The sequence below is a fragment of the Mesorhizobium sp. M1E.F.Ca.ET.063.01.1.1 genome, assembly GCF_003998155.1.
Classification (GTDB): domain Bacteria; phylum Pseudomonadota; class Alphaproteobacteria; order Rhizobiales; family Rhizobiaceae; genus Mesorhizobium.
On record NZ_RZSC01000067.1, the window covers coordinates 1 to 16,702 of the forward strand.

Here is a 16,702-nt window from a genome sequence, read left to right on the forward strand (position 1 = left end):
CTGAAAGAGCATCACGCGATGCGTTTTGGGGGCCTTCCGCCTGTCGCCAGAGTCGGGAATCGATGCGTGCACAACTTGCAGTTTTAGCAAGGAGCTGCACGATGAAGCCGGACACGTCGCATTGGCGAGACAACAGCAGCTACGAGTTCTTCGACGACTTGCCAATCGAAGGCCTGGCCTGGGAATGTCTTCGCCGCTCAGATTCTTATCAGCGGCATTATCTGGCACTTGTGCGTGAGGGAATTGAGAGGCATCCCTTACCAACCGAAGCGCAGAAGCGCTGGGGGTTGCGATTTCGCGGCCCGACCCGACTTATCCGCATTGACGCAAGACGTTCTGTGGTCACCTCTCGCCAACCCCGCGGTGGTGACCCTCATGGCCTCGCCAGATTTCCTGTCCTGCGAATCTTTGACAGCGCCCGTTGAGGTTGGCAAACAGCACGAGAGTCCCCAGGGATTTCATGCCATCCGCCACGGTGGGATAGCGACACAGCTGCTCCTCCTTCCTGGGAGCGCAACGGGCCGATCCCTCATGGCCTTGGTCCCGCTCGATTCCCAAACGCTCGGACGGGTTGAGGCCCTCGTGCGTTTCTGGCGCTCCTGTCATAGGCGGCCCGTGCCGCCGGACACACGAATGACGATTCACCAGAGGCGCCGCCTGCGCCTCATGATGCAGGCCTCCGATGGCCGCAAGAACGGCGCCAGCTACCGTGAAATCGCGACTGCTTTTTATGGCACAGGGCGTGTTGCCTCCAATGCGTGGAAAACCTCGTCCCTTCGCGACACCGTGATCGGTCTCGTCAAGGGCGGCGGAGCCATGATTTCCGGCGGCTATCTGCAACTGTTGCGCCACCGCAGGCGGGCCTAGCGCCCTGGGGTGGCAATATCAGGCCCCCCAATCTTCCCCATCCCTCACGACGCCTCCTTTCCGCCACCGTGATCGCCGCCCGCCGCTGAGCGTCAGCGGTTCACCGAAGCCCCACGGAGGTTCGACAAATGCGACCTGATCTAGCCGTTTTGCCGCCGCGCTTTCTGCGCACCAAGGAAGCTGCCGAGTTCCTCAGCCTGTCGTCGCGCACGCTCGAAAAACACCGCACCTACGGCACGGGTCCCGCCTACCGTAAACTTGGCGGCCGCGTCGTCTATGCAGTTGACGACCTCCAGGCCTGGGCCCAGCGCGGCGCAGTGACTTCGACTTCTGACCCACGCGGCTCAGTGCTTCCCGCCAAGCGCCATACCCCTGCAACTTCCACGCCGATCGGACGCTACGTGCGTTGAGCTGCGCTCAATCTGTGCAAAGAGCGCCGCACTAACACACCGGCGCCAATCATCAATCACGCATCGCGGTTGCTTTCCGCAAGATCAGGACAAAGGCCAATGGGCACTGTCGTTGACTTTCGTTCATGCCGATCGGCGTCAGGCGCTGTTGCCGGCGAAGGCTTAACTGATGTCGAACTGACCTGGGTCGAGAAAAAGATCGAGTGCTGGATCCGCTTCGGTTCGGTCGCTCGGGAAAAGGTACTCGATCGGCGCCGACGCATCGTCTCTTTTCGGCCCGGTGACATCTTCGCCTTCGTCAGATGGGCAGCGAACGACTACGACACGATCATCTCGCGCGTCGATATCGTGCGCGTGGTTGCCGAGGGCGAAGCCCATCAGACGCTGCCGTTCGTGCGGCCCGGCGGTGACATTCTGCTCACCGCTCAAGGCTGGCCCAAGGTCGAGCGCGTGCTGCAGACGATCGATGGCATCGAACAACTCGGCATCGATCCGGGAGCGGTCTCGCCCGATCACTGGCGGCACATCCACAACCGAATGACGGTTGGGCAGGCGCCTCGTACTTATACGATGGACCTTCACCGAGCCTACCTCCTGCGCCGGCGGGTCCAGCCATGATGCGGTCACCGATCGTCCTTGTGACGGCACTGGCGACCATGGGAGCGCTCTGCCCGGTTCTCAAGCATGTCCCGCCGAAGTTTGTCTGGAACGCGTCGGCCAGCGCAGCGATCGGTCTCTATCGGATCGATGCAAGGGGACCGTTTGGAGCCGATGACCTCGTCGCCGTCGAGCCGCCTGAAACGCTTACAACGTTCCTGGCTGACCGCGGCTATCTGCCGAGGGGCGTGCTGCTCATGAAGCATATCCTTGCAGTTTCCGGTCAAACCGTTTGCCGGAACAAGTTCACGATTTCGGTCGATGGCAGCGAAGTCGGCGTTGCGCTTCAGCGCGACCGCGCAGGGCGTGAACTGCCGGGCTGGCAGGGCTGCCGAGGCATTCCGGTCGGCGCAGTTTTCCTCATGAACCGCCAGATCCGCGACAGCCTCGATGGTCGCTACTTCGGCCTCATCTCCACCGATCACATTATTGGCCGCGCGGTCCCGCTGTGGACCGACGAGCAGGGCGACGGCCGCTTCCAATGGCGCGCTTCAGCGCGGTGAGCGCTTCACCGGCAGCGCCCCTTCGTGCCGCCACCCAATCGTCACCGCGCACATCAAAGACAGGAGAAATGACATGCCGCAGATCGGAGAATTCAACCGCCATCAGACTGGGCATTCGGGGCGAATTCAAACGCTCAGCCTCAACCTTGAGGCCGCAATTGTCGCGGCCGAAGCGCGCGATGCGGACAATGCGCCCGACTATGGTGTGCATGCTGGTGGCGAAGATGGCGTCGTGATTGGCGCCGGTTGGATACACTCCAGCGAGAAGGTCGGCGAATTCATATCGCTGCAGATTGACGACCCGACTTTCGCGCAGCCGATTCGCGCCTATCTGTTTCAGAACGGCGACGACAAGAAGTCCTGGTCTTTGCAATGGTCGCGCCAGCGCGATCGCGCCGAGAAGGACTAAGCGATGTCGGCGCGCCGTCAGCCGGCGGGCCAAGCGGGAGCGCTCGCATTGCCGCTCTGGCGCTCGGCCTTGTTTGTGCTTGGCGGACTTTGCATCACCAGCGTGGTTGCCGCCTCTGCGCCGGCGAAGAACCCGCCGGATGTGATGCCGCCGGCCCGCAATCGTTACGACACTCACATCGCGGAAGCGGCGAAGCGCTTCCGCCTTCCGCCGACCTGGATCCGCGCCGTCCTTGGCGCCGAAAGTGCCGGCGACCAACGCGCCACATCGCGCAAGGGCGCCATGGGGCTGATGCAGATCGTGCCCAACACCTGGTCCGACCTGCGCGTTCGGTACCGACTCGGCGCCGATCCCTACGACCCGCACGACAATATCATCGCCGGCTCGGCCTATATCCGCGAGTTGGTTGAACGCTACGGATGGCCCGGCTGGATTGCCGCATATAATGCTGGCCCTCGGCGCTACGAAGCGTCGCTGAAAGGCAGGCGGCTGCCTCGGGAAACGCTTGCCTATGTCGCTATCGTTGCGTCTGCCATCGGCAACACTGGTACGATGAAAGCTAACAGCCCGGCGTTCTCCGGACGGTATGGCTGGAAGTACGCTCCGCTGTTCTTCGCACAGCCGAGCGACACCCCGGGCGACCCTTCGACACGGCCGGAGCGCTCCCGCGATGACGCTTCAAACACTGTGCCCAAGGAAGGATTGGCCGACGCCGCAACTCGATCGACCGGCCTGTTCGTTCCCGAAGCGAGCAAGAAGTCCGCGCCATGAGCCGCCCCGACGCTCTTCGCACCATCTCGTGGTTCTGCGTGCCATGGCGTACGGACCGGATAGGTGCAGGCAACCCGACCGAGCGATGGCAGGATAAAAGGGCGCACATTGCGCGCCGGTCGAACGGTAGGATTTGCCAGGTTTTCGGGCCCGCGTCGCACATTGCGGCCCCTATGGGCAATGTGCGCCGAACGCCAGAAGCCTTGTGTTCGCGTCGTCTTTTCCACATTGCCGGACAGCGCCATGGCTGATGAGCGCGCGTTTCGCATACGGCCAGGTCGCATCCGCTCGACCCGCGCTCAAGCTGCACGGCCCTTCATCGCCCAGGCGCTAGCGGCGGCGAAAAAAGCCGGCGGTGGCGTCTCGCGCTCGGGAAAAGTCATTTCCGGCAGCCGCTCCCGGTTTGGTCACGGACAGCGCGCCAGCATCCAGGCCAATCGCCTTATCACCCCGCGATCGCGCGGCGCAGTCGTAAAGGCTCGCGTTGTCCGTCGTACCGCAAGCGCTGCCTCGCTCGCCACTCATCTCAGTTATTTGCGTCGCGAGGGCGTGACCCGGGACGGAGAGAAGGCGGGGTTGTTCGGGCCGCAGACGGGGGATGCCGACGGCGCGGCCTTCGCCGCGCGCGCCAAGGATGATCGGCACCATTTCCGTTTCATCGTCTCTCCCGACGACGCCCTCGAGATGGAGGACCTCAAATCCTTCAGCCGCGATCTGGTGGGGCAGATGGAGAAGGACCTCGGCACGCGGCTCGACTGGGTCGCGGTCGATCATTGGAACACCGAGCATCCGCACGTTCATCTGATCGTGCGCGGCCTGCGCGACGATGGCCAGGATCTGGTCATCTCGCGCGATTACATCAAGGAAGGCATGCGAGACCGGGCTCGCGACCTGATCACTCAGGAACTGGGGCCGCGAACCGATCTCGACATCCGCCGCTCACTCGAAAGCCAGATCCAGTCCGAACGCTGGACCCAACTCGATCGCCAGTTACTTTGCGACAGCCGCGACACCGGGGTCATCGATTTAGCCCAACGCCCTCACAACCAGCCTGACGAATATCATGCGCTCAAGATCGGCCGTCTGCGGAAGCTTGAAGCGCTTGCTCTCGCCGACCAGGTCGGCCCGGGCCAATGGGTCCTCGACGACCAGGCCGAAGCGAGGTTGCGTGAGCTTGGCGAGCGTGGCGACATCATAAAGCGCATGCATCGCGCACTGACCGAGCGAGGGATCGAGCGGGGTTCGGCCAGTTATGTGTTGGCCGCCGAAAGTCTCGATACACCCATTGTCGGCCGGCTGGTCGATCGTGGACCCGATGATGATCTGGGCGGTGCGGCTTACGCGGTTGTCGACGGTATTGACGGACGTATCCATCACATCAGACTTTGCGCTCTGGACGCCGCTGGCGACGGCCCGCCGGGATCGATTGTCGAGCTGCGCAAGTTCGATGATGCGCGTGGCCGGCGCCGGATCGCGCTTACCGTGTGCTCCGATCTCGCTGTGGATGAACAGGTTGCCGCACCGGGTGCGACCTGGCTCGACCGCCAGGCAATCGCCGGCGAGCCTGCAGCACTTGCGGAGGGGGGCTTCGGCGCCGAGGTCGGCGACGCCTTAGACCGCCGGGCCGAACATCTGGTCAATCATGGGCTCGCCGAGAGGCAGGGCAACCGGATCATCTTCACCACTAACCTGATCGATACGCTGCGCCGCCGCGAGCTGGAGATGATTGGCGACAAGCTCGCGGCCGATAGCGGACGGCCCTTCAACCGTGCCGCCAGCGGCGACTACGTCGCCGGCACCTATGGCCAGCGCTTGTCTCTCGCATCCGGCCGTTTCGCCGTGATCGACGATGGCCTTGGGTTCCAACTTGTACCCTGGACGCCCTGCCTCGAAAAACATCTCGGCCAGCATGTCTGCGGTGTCGCTCGTGGTGACGGCGGCATCGACTGGAGCTTTGCCCGCAAGCGCGGGCTCGGTCTCTGACAGTTCAGGAAAGGATCACGCCATGTCCGCCACGAAAATCCTCTGGGGTCAGATCCTCACTGTCTTCGGAATCGTCCTGTTGACGACCTGGACGGCGACGCAATGGACCGCATGGCGGCTTGGGTTCCAAGCGCAACTCGGACCGACCTGGTTCGAAGTCGCCGGCCTGCCTGTCTATTATCCACCCGCCCTGTTCTGGTGGTGGTATTTTTATGATGCCTACGCCCCTACCATTTTCGTGGAAGGCGGACTGATCGCCGTGTCCGGCGGCTTTCTCTCGATCATCGTAGCAATCGGCATGTCGGTGTGGCGCGCACGTGAAGCCAAGAACGTCGTGACCTACGGTTCGGCGCGATGGGCCGTCAGGAGAGAGATAGAGGCTGCCGGGCTGCTCGGCGCCGACGGTGTGGTGCTCGGGCGCTATCACCGTCATTACCTTCGCCATGATGGTCCCGAGCATGTGCTGTGCTTCGCCCCGACCCGCTCGGGCAAGGGCGTTGGCCTGGTGGTGCCATCGCTGTTGACCTGGCCGGGCTCGGCGATTGTCCACGACATCAAAGGCGAGAATTGGCAAATCACCGCCGGTTTCCGTTCCCTGCACGGTCGAGTCCTGCTCTTTGATCCCACCAATTCGAAAACGTCGGCCTACAATCCTTTGCTGGAGGTCCGCCGTGGTGAATGGGAGGTCCGCGACGTCCAGAACATCGCCGACATTCTCGTCGATCCGGAAGGCAGCCTGGAAAAAAGAAACCATTGGGAAAAGACCAGTCACGCACTGCTGGTCGGCGCGATCCTTCACGTCCTCTATGCCGAGAAGGACAAGACGCTCGCCGGCGTCGCCGCCTTCCTTTCGGATCCGAAGCGCCCGATCGAGTCCACGCTGGCGGCAATGATGAAGACCGCCCATTTGGGAGAAGCAGGCCCGCACCCGGTCATCGCCAGTGCGGCGCGCGAATTGCTCAACAAATCTGACAATGAGCGGTCGGGCGTGCTCTCCACGGCGATGTCCTTCCTCGGTCTCTATCGCGACCCCGTCGTCGCCGAGGTGACGAGGCGCTGCGATTGGCGGATCAGCGACATCGTCGGCGGCATCAAACCAGCGACACTTTACCTGGTGGTGCCGCCCTCGGACATCAATCGGACCAAGCCGCTCATTCGCCTTATCCTCAACCAGATTGGGCGTCGCCTGACCGAGGACCTTCGGGCGAAAGGTCATCGGCATCGGCTTCTGCTCATGCTCGACGAGTTTCCTGCGCTCGGCCGCCTCGACTTCTTCGAAACTGCCTTGGCTTTCATGGCCGGCTATGGGCTGAAGAGCTTCCTGATCGCGCAATCGCTTAACCAGATCGAGAAGGCTTACGGCCCGAACAACTCCATCCTCGACAATTGTCATGTGCGCGTGAGCTTCGCAACCAATGATGAGAGGACCGCCAAACGTGTGTCTGACGCGCTCGGCACTGCAACCGAGATGCGGGCGATGAAGAACTATGCCGGTCACCGGCTTTCGCCCTGGCTCGGACATTTGATGGTGTCGCGGCAAGAGACCGCCCGCCAACTGTTGACGCCTGGCGAGATCATGCAGCTTCCGCCGACCGACGAGATCGTCATGGTGGCGGGAACCCCACCGATCAGGGCGAACAAGGCACGCTATTACGAGGATGTTCGCTTCCGGGAACGCGTCTTGTCGCCGCCTGAGCTGACCCGAGCCGAGAAGGCTTTTGCTTGTGATTGGAGCAGCCCACCGGTCCTGAAACGCCCCGAGGTCGACGAAGCCCCCGGCGCGCGGGGCGATGAAGATCCGACCGGGTCCGAACGGCGCCTGCAACCCGAACTGAACCGTGCGCGGGCGTTCGAGAAAGCGGCTCCGATCGAAAATGAGTTCGAGATCGGTCCGGTAGACGATAGCGACGACGACGGTGCTGTGCGCAATCGGCGCCTCGCCCGCCTCATGCAGGGCGTGGCACGGCAGGTCTCGCTCGACCGAGATGACGGCATGGAGTTTTAGCCGCCATGATCAGCCGCAAGAAGAAAGCGCAAATCTCCGTCTATCTCGATGGGGCGATCATGAAGATGCTGGCCGAGTATGCGGCCCGGCGCGACCAGCCCCAATCGATGATCGCAGAGGCCGCGATCGCGTCGTTTTTGTCGCCGGATGCCGACGAACGTCGCGAGGCTGCTATCGCCAAACGCCTCGATCAAGTTGATCGCCGCCTCGCGCGGCAGGAGCGCGATATCGGCATCGCGGTCGAAACCCTGGCGGTGTTCGTGCGGTTCTGGCTCGCGACCACGCCAGCGTTGCCGGAACCTGCGGCCCAGGGGGCTCGCGCCAAGGCGGCCGAACGCTATGAGGCTTTCGTCTCAGCCTTGGGCAGGCGTTTGGCCAAGGGTCCAAAACTGCGGCAGGAGATATCGGAGGATATCGATCCAGTTGACGACAAGGGAATGCCGTCCCCAGCCGGAATGTAGGCTCTTGTTCGCCCATGAGTGCCAGAGATTTTCCTCTGCCGTTTGCCCGCCAATGGCACCCAACCAGCGAGGAGTATTGGTTATCGTCCCCGACATGCCTCGAACTGCCAATTCCCCGACAAAGCGACTGAGCGGCACGATATTGCGTGCTCGAGTGCGGGCATGAATTCGGCGCGGCCTTGCACCGGAATGACGGCCCAAGGATAGCCACCGGCCGCAGCCTGACGTTCGATATGGACTACTGCGACCAGAAAAAAGCAAGCACTTGGGCGCTTGTCGCCCCCGCCCAGCCTTAACGTCCAGCACCGAACTGTTGCCGATCATTGTGCTGGACGGGGAACCCTTATCTTGGCCTAATGGCGTCCTGCCTGAGTGAAAGAGGCGATCGGGGCGGCGAGACAAGGTGGAAGTATGAAGTTCGCGCCGACGACTATTTTGCCGCTGACGGCGGTGCTGACTCTCGCAGCAGGCTGCTCCTCGACCGTCGCATCGATCGATCCGGGGAAATACGACAAGATGAGCTGCGCCGAGCTCAACAGCGCGCTCGGCGACACGGCGACCGACATTTCGCGGACGGCGATCAGCCGCGGCAAGGTCGCCAACACCAGCGTGCCGAGATGGCTGCTGGGCGGCGAGCGGGTCAAGACGGTTGTGGCCAATCGCGATACCGCCCGAATCGAAAAGCTGCAGCAACAGCAGCAGGCCATCGTCGCGGCAAGGAAGCAAAGGTGCCCATCATCGCAATGAGCTAGCAGCGGCCGGTGGCGGTCTTATGCGCTGATCCGGAACCTAGTCGTATCGATCGCGGCGTTCATCAGCGTCCGCGTGTAGGCTTCGCGCGGATCGCCGAAGATCTCCTCGGTCGGCCCTTGCTCGACGATCTTTCCCTGCTTCATGACGATGATGTAGTCAGCCATGGCGCGCACCACCGCGAGGTCGTGGCTGATGAAGAGATAGGACAGCTCGTTGTCGGCCTGCAGCTTGCGCAGCAGTTCGACGATCTGCTTCTGCACGGAGCGGTCGAGCGCCGAGGTCGGCTCGTCGAGCACCACCAATTTCGGCTTCAGGATCATGGCGCGGGCAATGGCGATGCGCTGGCGCTGGCCTCCGGAGAATTCGTGCGGATAGCGGTTGCGGGCGTTGGGGTCGAGGCCGACCTCGCGCAGCGCCTCGACGGCGCGATGGTCGCGCTGCTTGCCGGTCAGCGAGGGCTCGTGCACCAGAAGCCCCTCGGTGATGATTTGGCCCACCGTCATGCGCGGCGACAGCGAGCCGAACGGGTCCTGGAAAACCAATTGCAATTCGCGCCGCAGCGGCCGCATCGCGTGGCGGTCCGCTTCGGAGATGTCGCGGTCGCCGAAGCGGATCACGCCGTCGCTGGGCAGGAGCCTCAGCAGCGCGCGGCCGAGCGTCGACTTGCCGGAACCTGACTCGCCGACGATGCCGATCGTCTGATTGCGCTTCAGCCGGATCGAGATCTTGTCGACGGCGCGCAGCATCAGCGGTTCGCCGCCGAGGAAGCCGCCGCCGATCTTGAAGACGACCTCGACATTCCTGCCTTCGAGCAGCACCGGCGAATTGGTGGGCGGCGCCGCCTTGGTGCCGGTCGGCTCGGCCGCGAGCAGCATCTTGGTATAGGCATGCTGCGGATTGGCGAAGAGCGCCTCCGCATCGCCCTCCTCCACCACCTCGCCCTGGCGCATCACATAGACGCGGTCGGCGAAGCGGCGCACGATGCCGAGATCGTGGGTGATGAAGACGATCGCCATGCCGAGCTTGCGTTGCAATTCGGCAAGCAGCATCAGGATCTGCGCCTGGATGGTGACGTCGAGCGCCGTCGTCGGCTCGTCGGCGATCAGAATGTCGGGATCGTTTGCCAAAGCCATGGCAATCATGACGCGCTGGCGCTGGCCGCCAGACATTTCATGCGGATAGGATTTCATCCGCCGCTCGGGATCGGGGATGTGCACCAGTCTTAGGAGCTTCAGCGCTTCCTCACGCGCGGCCTGCGCGTTCAGGCCGCGATGCCGGCGGATCGGCTCGATGAGCTGATTGCCGATGGTATAGAGCGGATCGAGCGAGGTCATCGGCTCCTGGAAGATCATGCTGATCTTGCGGCCGCGGACCTTGTTGAGCTCGCTTTTGGTCATCGCCAGGAGATTGCGGCCGCGATAGTCGACCTGGCCGGTCGCCTCGCCATTGGACGACAGCAGGCTCATCGCCGCCATCATCGTCTGGCTCTTGCCGGAGCCGGATTCGCCGACGACGGCGACGGTCTCGCCGGCATTGACCTTGATGTTGATGCCCCTTACCGCCTCGACCGTGCCGTCGAGGGTCTGGAAGCGGACGCGCAGGTCCTTGACGCTGAGGATCGTTTCGGAAGCCATGTCAGCGATCCCCATCTTTATCGATCTTTCGGGTCGAGCGCGTCGCGCAGACCGTCGCCGACGAAGTTCAGCGCGAACAACGTCGAGACGAGGAAGAAGGCCGGGAACAGGAGCAGCCAGTTGGCGTAGCCGATGTTCTTGGCGCCGACCGAGATCAGCACGCCCCAGCTTGTCATCGGCTCCTGCACGCCGAGGCCAAGGAAGGACAGAAAGCTCTCCAGGATGATCACCTGCGGCACCAGCAGCGTCATGTAGATGACGACCGGGCCGAGCAGGTTCGGAATGACGTGGCGCACGAGGATGCCGCGATGGCCGACGCCCATGGCTTCGGCTGCCTGGACATATTCCTGCCTGCGGATCGACAGCGCCTGGCCGCGCACTATACGCGCCATGTCGAGCCACAGCACCGCGCCCACCGCCAAAAACATCAGCACGAAATTGCGGCCGAAGAACACCACCAGCATGATGACGAAGAAGATGAAGGGCAGCGAATAAAGCACGTCGACGATGCGCATCATCACCTCGTCCACACGGCCGCCGGCAAAGCCGGCCGTCGCGCCGTAGATCACGCCGATGACGCCGGCGACGACGCCGGCAAGCAGGCCGATGGCTAAAGAAATGCGCCCCGCCATCAACGTGCGCGAGAGCAGGTCGCGCCCGGTGTTGTCGGTGCCGAAGAAGAAATACTGCTGCTTGACCGCGGAACTCATCGTCACTTCGAGCCCGTCGGGCGACTTGCTCTCGATCCTGGTGTCGTCGAAGGCATCGGAGCGATCGAGATAGCGAATGTTGCGGTCGTCGACCGGCTTCTTGGACGTGACCGTCACGATCACGCGGCTGCCGTCCTGATGCCATTCCTTGATGTCGACCCGCATGCGCTTGATGGCGTCGGTCAGCGCGGTCTGGATCATGTCGGGCTTCGGGTAGGCCGAGAGGCTCGGCGGCGTGCGGACATAGTCGCCGTAGATGGTCGTGTATTCGTGCGGCACGACCATCGGGCCGAACACGCTGATGATGGAGATAAACGCCAGGTAGTAGAGGCTGAACATGGCGGCGCGGTTGCGCTTCAGCCGCGCCCAGGCATTGCCCCAGAGCGAGCGGCCGACGATCGGGTCCGGAACGGCTACGGCGAGCTCAGTCATAGCGCACCCTCGGATCAACGACCGCGTAGAGGAGATCGACGATCAGGTTGAAGACGATGGTGAAGAGCGCGATCACCACCACGGTTCCCATGACCAGCGTGTAGTCGCGGTTGAGCGCGGCATCGACGAAGTAGCGGCCGACTCCCGGGATGGAGAAGATGGTCTCGACGATGATCGAGCCGGTAAGCAGCGCCGCCGCCGCCGGGCCGGTGAAGGAGACGATCGGCAGGACCGCGCCGCGCAATGCGTGCTTGACCACCACCGACCAGTCGGAGAGGCCGAGCGCGCGGGCAGTGCGGATATGGTGCGAGCGCAGGCTCTCGATCATCGAGCCGCGCATCAGGCGGGCGACGATCGCGATCTGCGGCAGAGCGAGCGTCAGCACAGGCCCGATCTTGTTGATGAAGGCGCCGTCACCCCAGCCGCCGATCGGCAACAGCTTCCAGGAAAGCCCGAAGACGAGTTGGATTACCGGCGCGGTGACGAAGGTGGGGATGGTGCTGCCGGCGGTGGCCAAAGCGATCACCGAATAGTCGGCGATTTTGTTCTGGTTGAGCGCCGCGATCGTGCCGAGGATGGAACCCAGAATCAGCGCCAGCACCAATGCCGACGTGCCGATCTGCACCGAGATCGGCAGGCCCTTGGCGAAGAGTTCGGTGACGGTGAAATCCGGCAGGTTGTAGCTCGGGCCGAAACTGCCGCGCAAAAGATTGCCGAGATAGTGGACATATTGCAGCCAGAGCGGATCGTTGAGGCCGAACTGGGCTTCGAGATTGGCCCTGATCTCGGGGCTCAGGCCCCGCTCCTGGTTGAACGGGCCGCCCGGCGCGACACGGATCAGGAAGAACGCCACCGTCACGATGACGAACAGCGTCGGGATGGCGGTCAAAAGCCGCCGGAAGACATAACGCAGCATCGGCGCCCCGCTTCAGCCAAGGCGACAGCTCTCCAGACGAGATCGTGGCGCGCTGGCATCTCTGATCTTCGCACCGGGATGCCCGAAAATCCAATCCGACTTTCGGCCCGGCAGGACGACAGACCGCGGCCGCCGCTCCCAAAAAAAGAGAGCGGCGGCACGGCCAAGGTTTCTTGTCAGTCCTTGGAGATGAAGCGGGACGGATGAATGTCCATGACATTGTCGTCGAAGCCATGCACCTTCGAGGAAACGATGTCGTGGTAGCTGTAGTAGAGAAGCGGGATCTCGCCCACGTCGTCGACGAGGATGCGCTCGGCTGCGGCGAGCTCCTTCATGCGCTCCTCAGGCTTGCCGCCGGCGGCGGCCGCCTTGTCCATCGCGGCCTCATAGGCCGGGCTGTTGTAGTTGGAGTAGTTGTTGCCGCTCGCCTTGCGGGAGATGCCGAGGAAGGTCTCGGGATCCTTGTAGTCTGCGATCCAGGCGGCGCGGGCGACGTCGTAGTTGCCCTTCTGCTCGAGGAAGCTGTAATGGGTCTTGGTGTCGGTGTTGAGCAGCGTCACCTCGATGCCGAGCGGCTTCAGCTGCTCCTGGATGGCGACCGCCGTGTTCTTATGGTTTTCCGAGGTGTTGTAGCGGATTTCCATCTTCAGCGGATGCTCAGGCGTATAGCCCAGCTTTTCCAGGATCTTCTTGGCCGCATCCTCGCGGTCGATCTGCGACATGTCGGCGTATTTGGCCAGTGCCGGCGTGTAGCCCTCGATGCCCGGAGGCACCATCGAATAGCCAGGCAGCATCGAGTTCTGCCAGACCTTCTCGGCGAGGAAGTCGCGATCGATCGCCATCGAGATGGCGTTGCGCAGCTCGACATTGTCCCAAGGCGCCTTGTCGGTCTTGACCGCATAATAATAGGTGCCGAGATATGGCCCGACACGGACCTGGTCACCGAATTTGGTTTTGAGATCGGCAAGCTGTTCGGTCGGCAGGTCACCATAGCTGTCGAGTTCACCGGCCTCGAAGCGCTTCATCGCCGACGAGCGATCCTCGGTCGGGATGTAGTTGACCACGTCGAGCTTGACGCTCGCGGCGTCCCAGAACTTCGGGTTCTTGACCAATTTCATATGGTCGTTGGGAACCCACTCTGCCAGCGTATAGGCGCCGTTGGAGACCAGCTTGCCCGGCTTGATCCAGTCGGCGCCGAGCTTGTCGATGGAAGCCTTGTTGACCGGATAGGTCGCCTGGTGGGTCAGCATCTCGAGGAAGTAGGGCGTCGGAGCCTTCAGCGTGACTTCAAGCGTGTTGGCGTCGATCGCCTTCACGCCCATATCCTCGGCCTTGCCCTTCTTGGTGTTGAAGTCCTCGGCGCCCTTCACCGGATAGAGCATCGAGGCGTATTCGGCAGCTGTTGCCGGATCTTCCAGCCGATGGAACGAATAGACGAAGTCGTCCGCCGTCACCGGGCTGCCATCTGACCAGAGGCCGTCCTTGCGCAGCTTGAAGGTGTAGACAGTGCCGTCGTCGGATACCGTCCAGCTTTCGGCGGCGCCCGGAATGAGGTTCGTCTTCTGGTCATGCATGACGAGGCCCTGGAACAGGTCGCGTATGATATCGGCTTCGTAGACCGTCGACGTCTTGTGCGGATCGACCGTCTCCGCCTCGGCGGCGGATCCGCGGTTGTAGACGGTTTCGGCGAAGGCCGGCGCGTAGAAGGCGCCGGTCGCCAAGGCCATGGTGGTGGCGAACACGGTCGCCTTCAGCAGATTTTTCAGCATGAAGTTCTCCCTTTGGACGCGGCCCCTCAACCACGCCTTGAGTGTTGACGCCCCGGAACCGTCCAACGGGCTCCTTTTGAGCGTGCCGCCGGTCCCTTCCGGCGGCTGGTGACGGGAGACTAGACAGAGGAATATCTTATTTCAACTGCCCACTGCTTGACGTTGAGTGAGCGGCACCCCGCTAAAAACAGCGAAATCTAAAACTAAAACCCGTCATTCAACTTAGTGCACCTTTCGGTTGTTCCAGCCGTTTTCTGTTTTTGCAGGCAGGTCTTGGCATTCTCCGGACCATGCTGAAGAACCGAAAATTCCTCGCTCCTTGGTCTCGTTTCCGGGCTGACGCCACGGGCACGTCAGCGGTCGAATTCGCCATGCTGGCGCCGATCTTCATCTTGCTTCTGCTCGGCATGGTTGCATATGGAATCTATTTCGGCGCCAGCCATTCGGTGCAGCAGATCGCCGCCGATGCGGCGCGGACGGCGATTGCCGGTCTCAACCAGACGGAGCGGCAGGCGCTGGTCAGCGATTTCATCGCGCATGATGTCGACGGCTATGCTTTCGTCGACCCCAACAAGCTGACGGTTAACGCGCAGGACAGCGCGGTCGACGGCAGCCAGTTCGTCGTCTCGGTCAGCTATGACGCTCGCAACCTGCCGATCTGGAATCTTTTCCCGAAACTGCCGCTGCCGGGCACCACGATCCAGCGTCAATCGACGATCCGGGTCGGAGGCATATGATGCGCAAATGCGCGGGGGGATTGATGGGCGCGACGCGGCGGCTGATCGCCGACCGGCGCGGTAACTTCGCGGTGATGACGGCGCTGTGCACGCCGGTGGCGCTGGTGCTGACCGCATTCGCGGTCGATGAGGGCTCGCTCTACAACGAGCGCCGCGCCGTGCAGTCGATCGTCGACCTCGCCGCGATCACCGCCGCCGCCCATATCAACAATGCCGAGCAAGCGGTGCTGACGACGCTGAAGGATAACGGAATCAACTCCGTGGCCGTGCAGCAGCAGGGCGCCGACATCGCGCCGACCGGCAGCAAGGCGGTCGTTCAGGTCGTGCCCGGACGCTATTCCGCGATCAGTTCCATAGCCGCCGGCAACCGCTTCGAGGCCGGCAAGCTGCCCTACAATGCCGTCCAGGTATCGCTGAAAAAGCAGGGCACACTCTATTTCGCCGCCTCGATGATGACGCCGCCGGTGATCGGCACGACCGCCACCGCCAGCGCCCAGCCCGAAGCGGCGTTCTCGGTCGGGTCGCGGCTCGCCAGCGTCAATGGCGGCATTCTCAACGCACTGCTCGGCGGACTTCTCGGCGGCAACATCTCGCTCAGCGTGATGGACTATAATTCGCTGATCGCGGCCGATGTCGACGTGCTCTCCTTCACCGACGCGTTGGCGACGCAACTGCACCTGACCGGCGTCACCTATTCGGACGTGCTCGCCTCGAAAGCGACGATCGGCCAGATTGCCACCGCCATGGCCAACGTGCCCGGGCTCGACCGCACCGCCAAGCTCGCGCTGCAGACCATGGCTTCAAGCGCCACGAATAACGTCAAGATCCCGCTCAGCCATCTCGTCGACCTCGGCTCGGTGGGCAGCCTCGGCCTCGGACAGAAACCTGCCGGGCTCTCGGTCGACGCCAGCGCCATGAGCATGCTGAGTGCGGCCGCGGCGCTCGCCAACGGCACCAACCAGGTGTCGGTCAATCTTGGGGCGACAATACCCGGGCTGACATCGACGACGCTCCAGATCGCCATCGGCGAGCCGATGCAGAACTCGCCCTGGCTGGCGGTCGGAGAAATGGGCACGGTTGTGCGCACCGCGCAGACGCGCATCAAGCTCAATGCCAGCGTCACCATCGGCACGTCCAACCTTGGCGGCGGCATCAAGCTGCTCGCCGTCAACCTGCCGCTCAATGTCGAAGTCGCCTATGCCGAGGCGAAGCTGACCGACATCAGTTGCCCGACTGGCCCCTCTAGCATCAAGGTCTCCATCGCCGCACAGCCCGGCGTCGTCGAAGCGCACCTTGCAAACAGCAATGCCAGCGGCTTTGCCGACTTCATGCAGCCGCAGTCCTTCTCTAACGCCGACATCGCGGACCTAAAGCTGTTGCTCATTCCGCTGCTGCAGGTAACCGGCTCCTCGGCCTTCTCGGTCACCAACATGACGCCGACGAACCTCACCTTCAGCGCCACCGATATCGCCAACAAGGCGGTCAAGACGGTGTCGACGAAGAACTTGACGCAGTCGCTCACTACCTCGCTGGTCAACAACCTGTCGCTGACGGTCAATGCGCTCGGCCTCGGCATCGATGTGACCGCACTGCTCGGCACGGTGAAGCCGGCGGTGACGACGCTGCTCAACGGCGTGACTGCGCCGGTCGACAACCTCGTCTACAACGTGCTTGCAGCACTTGGC

17 protein-coding genes are annotated in these 16,702 nt (G+C 62.8%); 13 read left to right on the forward strand and 4 right to left on the reverse strand.

Annotated features, from left to right (window positions below; all coding sequences use genetic code 11):
- Positions 1-101: 101 nt before the first annotated feature.
- The 11 genes from EOA29_RS42890 (at position 102) to EOA29_RS08310 (ending at position 8,813) form a co-directional block, all read left to right on the forward strand.
- Positions 102-425, forward strand: coding sequence for a DUF6499 domain-containing protein (locus tag EOA29_RS42890; RefSeq protein WP_189478846.1), 324 nt, complete (start codon positions 102-104; stop codon positions 423-425).
- A gap of 106 nt (positions 426-531) precedes the next feature.
- Positions 532-867 carry a DUF2285 domain-containing protein gene (locus tag EOA29_RS08265; protein ID WP_245468436.1) on the forward strand — a complete coding sequence of 112 codons (336 nt, stop codon included), beginning with the start codon at positions 532-534 and terminating at the stop codon, positions 865-867.
- 128 nt (positions 868-995) lie between these two features.
- On the forward strand, positions 996-1,277 hold the full coding sequence (locus EOA29_RS08270; RefSeq protein ID WP_127220730.1) for a helix-turn-helix domain-containing protein: 282 nt from the start codon (positions 996-998) through the stop codon (positions 1,275-1,277).
- 99 nt (positions 1,278-1,376) lie between these two features.
- Complete coding sequence (locus EOA29_RS08275; RefSeq protein ID WP_127220731.1) at positions 1,377-1,895, forward strand: DUF2840 domain-containing protein; 519 nt, start codon at positions 1,377-1,379, stop codon at positions 1,893-1,895.
- A complete protein-coding gene (locus EOA29_RS08280; RefSeq protein ID WP_127220732.1) occupies positions 1,892-2,437 on the forward strand; it encodes a S26 family signal peptidase in 546 nt (181 codons plus the stop codon). The genes EOA29_RS08275 and EOA29_RS08280 overlap by 4 nt, the downstream gene beginning before the upstream one ends.
- A gap of 73 nt (positions 2,438-2,510) precedes the next feature.
- A complete protein-coding gene (locus tag EOA29_RS08285; RefSeq protein ID WP_127220733.1) occupies positions 2,511-2,846 on the forward strand; it encodes a DUF736 domain-containing protein in 336 nt (111 codons plus the stop codon).
- A 3-nt stretch (positions 2,847-2,849) separates the two neighbouring features.
- Positions 2,850-3,617: a lytic transglycosylase domain-containing protein gene (locus EOA29_RS08290; RefSeq protein WP_127220734.1), complete on the forward strand. Its 768-nt coding sequence runs from the start codon at positions 2,850-2,852 to the stop codon at positions 3,615-3,617.
- A 243-nt stretch (positions 3,618-3,860) separates the two neighbouring features.
- The gene (locus tag EOA29_RS08295) at positions 3,861-5,600 is read left to right on the forward strand and encodes a VirD2 family relaxase/mobilization nuclease (protein ID WP_127220735.1); all 1,740 of its coding nucleotides are present in this window, start codon (positions 3,861-3,863) and stop codon (positions 5,598-5,600) included.
- A 22-nt stretch (positions 5,601-5,622) separates the two neighbouring features.
- A complete protein-coding gene (locus tag EOA29_RS08300) occupies positions 5,623-7,605 on the forward strand; it encodes a conjugal transfer protein TraG (protein WP_127220736.1) in 1,983 nt (660 codons plus the stop codon).
- Between the two features lie 5 nt (positions 7,606-7,610).
- On the forward strand, positions 7,611-8,066 hold the full coding sequence (locus EOA29_RS08305) for a CopG family transcriptional regulator (RefSeq protein ID WP_127220737.1): 456 nt from the start codon (positions 7,611-7,613) through the stop codon (positions 8,064-8,066).
- Positions 8,067-8,477: 411 nt separating this feature from the next.
- Complete coding sequence (locus EOA29_RS08310; RefSeq protein ID WP_127220738.1) at positions 8,478-8,813, forward strand: hypothetical protein; 336 nt, start codon at positions 8,478-8,480, stop codon at positions 8,811-8,813.
- Positions 8,814-8,836: 23 nt separating this feature from the next.
- Here the strand turns inward: EOA29_RS08310 and EOA29_RS08315 are convergent, their stop codons facing one another.
- The 4 genes from EOA29_RS08315 to EOA29_RS08330 form a co-directional block, all read right to left on the reverse strand.
- Positions 8,837-10,453: an ABC transporter ATP-binding protein gene (locus tag EOA29_RS08315; protein ID WP_127220739.1), complete on the reverse strand. Its 1,617-nt coding sequence runs from the start codon at positions 10,451-10,453 to the stop codon at positions 8,837-8,839.
- Between the two features lie 17 nt (positions 10,454-10,470).
- Positions 10,471-11,595: an ABC transporter permease subunit gene (locus tag EOA29_RS08320; protein WP_127220740.1), complete on the reverse strand. Its 1,125-nt coding sequence runs from the start codon at positions 11,593-11,595 to the stop codon at positions 10,471-10,473.
- On the reverse strand, positions 11,588-12,511 hold the full coding sequence (locus tag EOA29_RS08325; protein ID WP_127220741.1) for an ABC transporter permease subunit: 924 nt from the start codon (positions 12,509-12,511) through the stop codon (positions 11,588-11,590). The genes EOA29_RS08320 and EOA29_RS08325 overlap by 8 nt, the downstream gene beginning before the upstream one ends.
- 176 nt (positions 12,512-12,687) lie before the next feature.
- On the reverse strand, positions 12,688-14,280 hold the full coding sequence (locus EOA29_RS08330; protein ID WP_127220742.1) for a peptide ABC transporter substrate-binding protein: 1,593 nt from the start codon (positions 14,278-14,280) through the stop codon (positions 12,688-12,690).
- A gap of 290 nt (positions 14,281-14,570) precedes the next feature.
- Here EOA29_RS08330 and EOA29_RS08335 point away from each other — a divergent pair, with 290 nt between their 5' ends.
- The gene (locus tag EOA29_RS08335) at positions 14,571-15,017 is read left to right on the forward strand and encodes a TadE/TadG family type IV pilus assembly protein (RefSeq protein ID WP_127220743.1); all 447 of its coding nucleotides are present in this window, start codon (positions 14,571-14,573) and stop codon (positions 15,015-15,017) included.
- Positions 15,014-16,702 (forward strand): pilus assembly protein TadG-related protein (locus EOA29_RS08340; RefSeq protein WP_127220744.1); only part of this gene is annotated, 1,689 nt, incomplete at its 3' end. The genes EOA29_RS08335 and EOA29_RS08340, both read left to right, overlap by 4 nt.